Raw genomic sequence first — 4036 nt, 5'->3', positions numbered from 1 at the left:
CGCCCGCACAGCGGGCGCGGACCTGGACACCAGGCGCGGACCTGGACACCACGAGGGTTTTCGAGAACTTCAGGAAGTAGGACATCTTGCTCGACGTCAACGTCTTCGACGAGCTGCGTATCGGCCTCGCCACGGCCGAGGACATCCGTGCCTGGTCGCACGGTGAGGTCAAGAAGCCAGAGACCATCAACTACCGCACCCTCAAGCCGGAGAAGGACGGGCTCTTCTGCGAGAAGATCTTCGGTCCGACCCGCGACTGGGAGTGCTACTGCGGCAAGTACAAGCGCGTGCGCTTCAAGGGCATCATCTGTGAGCGTTGTGGCGTCGAGGTCACGCGTTCCAAGGTGCGCCGTGAGCGCATGGGCCACATCGAGCTCGCCGCGCCCGTCACGCACATCTGGTTCTTCAAGGGTGTGCCGTCCCGCCTGGGCTACCTGCTGGACCTGGCACCGAAGGACCTGGAGAAGGTCATCTACTTCGCGGCCTACATGATCACCTCGGTCGACGAGGAGGCGCGCCAGGAGGACCTGCCCAACCTGCAGAACGAGATCGACCTCGAGAAGAAGGAGATCTCCGACCGCCGGGACAACGACATCAACACCCGCGCCCAGAAGCTCGAGGCCGACCTGGCCGAGCTCGAGGCCGAGGGTGCGAAGGCTGACGCGCGCCGCAAGGTGCGCGACTCCGCCGAGCGCGAGATGGCTCAGCTCCGCAAGCGCGCGGACCAGGAGCTCGACCGCCTCGAGCAGGTCTGGGACCGGTTCAAGAACCTCAAGGTCGCCGACCTCGAGGGCGACGAGATGCTGTACCGCCAGCTCCAGGACCGCTACGGCACCTACTTCGAGGGTGCGATGGGTGCGAGCGCGATCCAGCAGCGCCTCCAGAACTTCGACCTGGAGGCCGAGGCCGAGTCGCTGCGCGAGACCATCCGCTCCGGCAAGGGCCAGCGCAAGACCCGGGCGCTGAAGCGCCTCAAGGTCGTGAACGCGTTCCTCACGACCACGAACTCGCCCACGGCGATGGTGCTCGACGCCGTCCCGGTCATCCCGCCGGACCTGCGCCCGATGGTGCAGCTCGACGGTGGCCGGTTCGCGACGAGCGACCTGAACGACCTGTACCGCCGCGTCATCAACCGGAACAACCGCCTCAAGCGGCTCCTGGACCTGGGCGCGCCGGAGATCATCGTCAACAACGAGAAGCGGATGCTCCAGGAGGCCGTTGACTCGCTGTTCGACAACGGCCGCCGCGGCCGTCCGGTCACGGGTCCGGGCAACCGCCCGCTGAAGTCGATCTCCGACATGCTCAAGGGCAAGCAGGGCCGGTTCCGGCAGAACCTGCTCGGCAAGCGCGTCGACTACTCGGGCCGTTCGGTCATCGTCGTCGGCCCGCAGCTCAAGCTGCACCAGTGCGGTCTGCCCAAGCAGATGGCGCTCGAGCTGTTCAAGCCGTTCGTCATGAAGCGGCTCGTGGAGCTCAACCACGCGCAGAACATCAAGAGCGCCAAGCGCATGGTCGAGCGCACGCGTCCGGTCGTGTGGGACGTGCTCGAAGAGGTCATCACGGAGCACCCCGTGCTCCTGAACCGTGCGCCGACGCTGCACCGTCTGGGCATCCAGGCGTTCGAGCCGCAGCTCGTCGAGGGCAAGGCCATCCACCTGCACCCGCTCGTCTGCGGCGCGTTCAACGCCGACTTCGACGGTGACCAGATGGCTGTCCACCTGCCCCTGAGCGCCGAGGCGCAGGCCGAGGCCCGCATCCTCATGCTCTCGAGCAACAACATCCTTAAGCCGTCGGACGGCCGTCCGGTGACCATGCCTTCGCAGGACATGATCATCGGTCTGCACCACCTCACGAGCGACCGTCCGGGCGCCGTGGGCGAGGGCCGCGCGTTCGGTTCCGTTGCCGAGGCCATCATGGCCTTCGACCGGGGCGAGCTGGACATCAACGCCAAGATCAAGCTTCGGATGTCGGACCTCGTGCCGCCGCTGAAGGACTTCGAGGCGCCCGAGGGCTGGGAGCCGGGTCAGCAGCTCCTGTTCGACACCACCCTCGGCCGGTACCTGTTCAACGAGACGCTGCCCGTCGACTACCCGTACGAGAACGGGGTCGCCGACAAGAAGCGCCTCTCGACGATCGTCAACGACCTCGCCGAGCGCTACCCGAAGGTCGAGGTGGCCGCGGCGCTGGACGCGCTGAAGGACGCCGGCTACCGGTGGGCCACGCGCTCCGGCGTCACGATCGCCATCTCCGACGTCGCAGCGCCGACCGAGAAGGCCGCGATCCTCGACGAGCACGAGGCTCGGGCCCTCAAGGTCCAGCAGCAGTTCGACAAGGGTCTGATCACCGACGACGAGCGCCGTCAGGAGCTCATCGAGATCTGGACGCAGGCGACCGACCGGGTCGCATCGGTGATGCGCGAGAAGCTCGAGAGCAACGCGCGGAACACCGTGATGCGCATGGTGGGCTCGGGTGCTCGTGGTAACTGGATGCAGGTCCGTCAGATCGCCGGTATGCGCGGCCTCGTGGCGAACCCGAAGGGCGAGATCATCCCTCGCCCGATCAAGTCCAACTACCGTGAGGGCCTGTCCGTCCTCGAGTACTTCATCGCGACGCACGGTGCCCGTAAGGGTCTGGCCGACACGGCTCTCCGTACGGCCGACTCGGGTTACCTGACCCGTCGTCTGGTGGACGTGTCGCAGGACGTCATCATCCGTGAGGACGACTGCGGTACCGAGCGTGGCCTCACGCTGCCGGTCGCCGAGCGGCTCCCGGACGGCTCGCTCGTCCCGGACGACCGCGTCGAGACCAGCATCTACTCGCGTACCTTCGCGACCGACGTGGTGGACGCGGACGGCAACGTCATCGCGACCGCCGGTTCGGACGCGGGCGACGTCATCATCGACAAGGTGATCGCGGCGGGCATCGAGAGCGTCAAGGTCCGTTCGGTCCTTACCTGCACCTCTCGCGTCGGTACCTGCGCGAAGTGCTACGGCCGCTCCCTGGCCACGGGTCTGCTCGTGGACATCGGCGAGGCCGTCGGCATCATCGCGGCGCAGTCGATCGGTGAGCCGGGCACGCAGCTGACGATGCGTACCTTCCACACCGGTGGTGTGGCTGCCGCCGAGGACATCACGCAGGGTCTGCCGCGTGTCACCGAGCTCTTCGAGGCCCGTACCCCCAAGGGTGAGGCGCCGATCGCGGAGTACACGGGTCGCGTGACGATCGAGGACACCGAGCGGACGCGTCACCTCGTGCTGACGCCGGACGACGGTGGCGAGGAGATCAAGTACCCGGTCACGAAGCGTGCGCGCCTCAAGATCGCGGACGGCGACCACGTGACGGTCGGCACCCAGCTCGTCCAGGGAGCCGTCGACCCGAAGAAGGTGCTGCGCATCCTCGGCCCGCGTGCCACGCAGACGCACCTGGTGGACCAGGTCCAGGAGACCTACCGCAGCCAGGGTGTTGACATCCACGATAAGCACATCGAGGTCATCGTGCGGCAGATGCTGCGTCGCGTGACCGTGCTCGACTCGGGTGACTCGCAGCTGCTGCCCGGTGAGCTCGCGGAGCGCATGCGCTTCGAGGACGCGAACCGCAAGGCCGTGTCGGAGGGTGGCCAGCCGGCCGCCGGCCGTCCGGAGCTGATGGGTATCACGAAGGCCTCGCTCGCGACCGACTCGTGGCTCTCGGCGGCCTCCTTCCAGGAGACCACCCGGGTGCTCACCGAGGCGTCGATGAGCGGTCGCCGTGACCCGCTGCTGGGCCTCAAGGAGAACGTCATCATCGGTAAGCTCATCCCGGCCGGTACGGGTCTGCCCCGCTACCGCAACGTCGAGGTCGAGCCCACCGAGCAGGCCAAGGCCGAGCTCTACCCGAGCTTCGGCTACGACGAGATCGACTTCCCGACCCTCGGTATGGGCTCGGGCGAGGCGATCCCGCTGGAGGACCTGGACCTCGGCGACTTCCGCTGATCAGTAGGGACTCGCGAAGTAGAGCGCCTGTCCGAGTCTCCCCGGTGCACCGGAGAGACTCGGAC

At 67.1% G+C, this 4036-nt stretch carries 1 protein-coding gene; it reads left to right on the top strand.

Annotation, left to right across the window (positions count from 1 at the left end; all coding sequences use genetic code 11):
- Nucleotides 1-86: 86 nt before the first annotated feature.
- Complete coding sequence (locus ACFWE2_RS24845) at nucleotides 87-3971, top strand: DNA-directed RNA polymerase subunit beta' (RefSeq protein ID WP_377226882.1); 3885 nt, start codon at nucleotides 87-89, stop codon at nucleotides 3969-3971.
- The last annotated feature ends 65 nt before the right edge of the window (nucleotides 3972-4036 follow it).

Origin of the sequence: Promicromonospora sp. NPDC060271 (assembly GCF_042726755.1) — a bacterium.
Lineage (GTDB): Bacteria > Actinomycetota > Actinomycetes > Actinomycetales > Cellulomonadaceae > Promicromonospora.
This window is presented reverse-complemented; position numbering and strand designations above follow the sequence as displayed.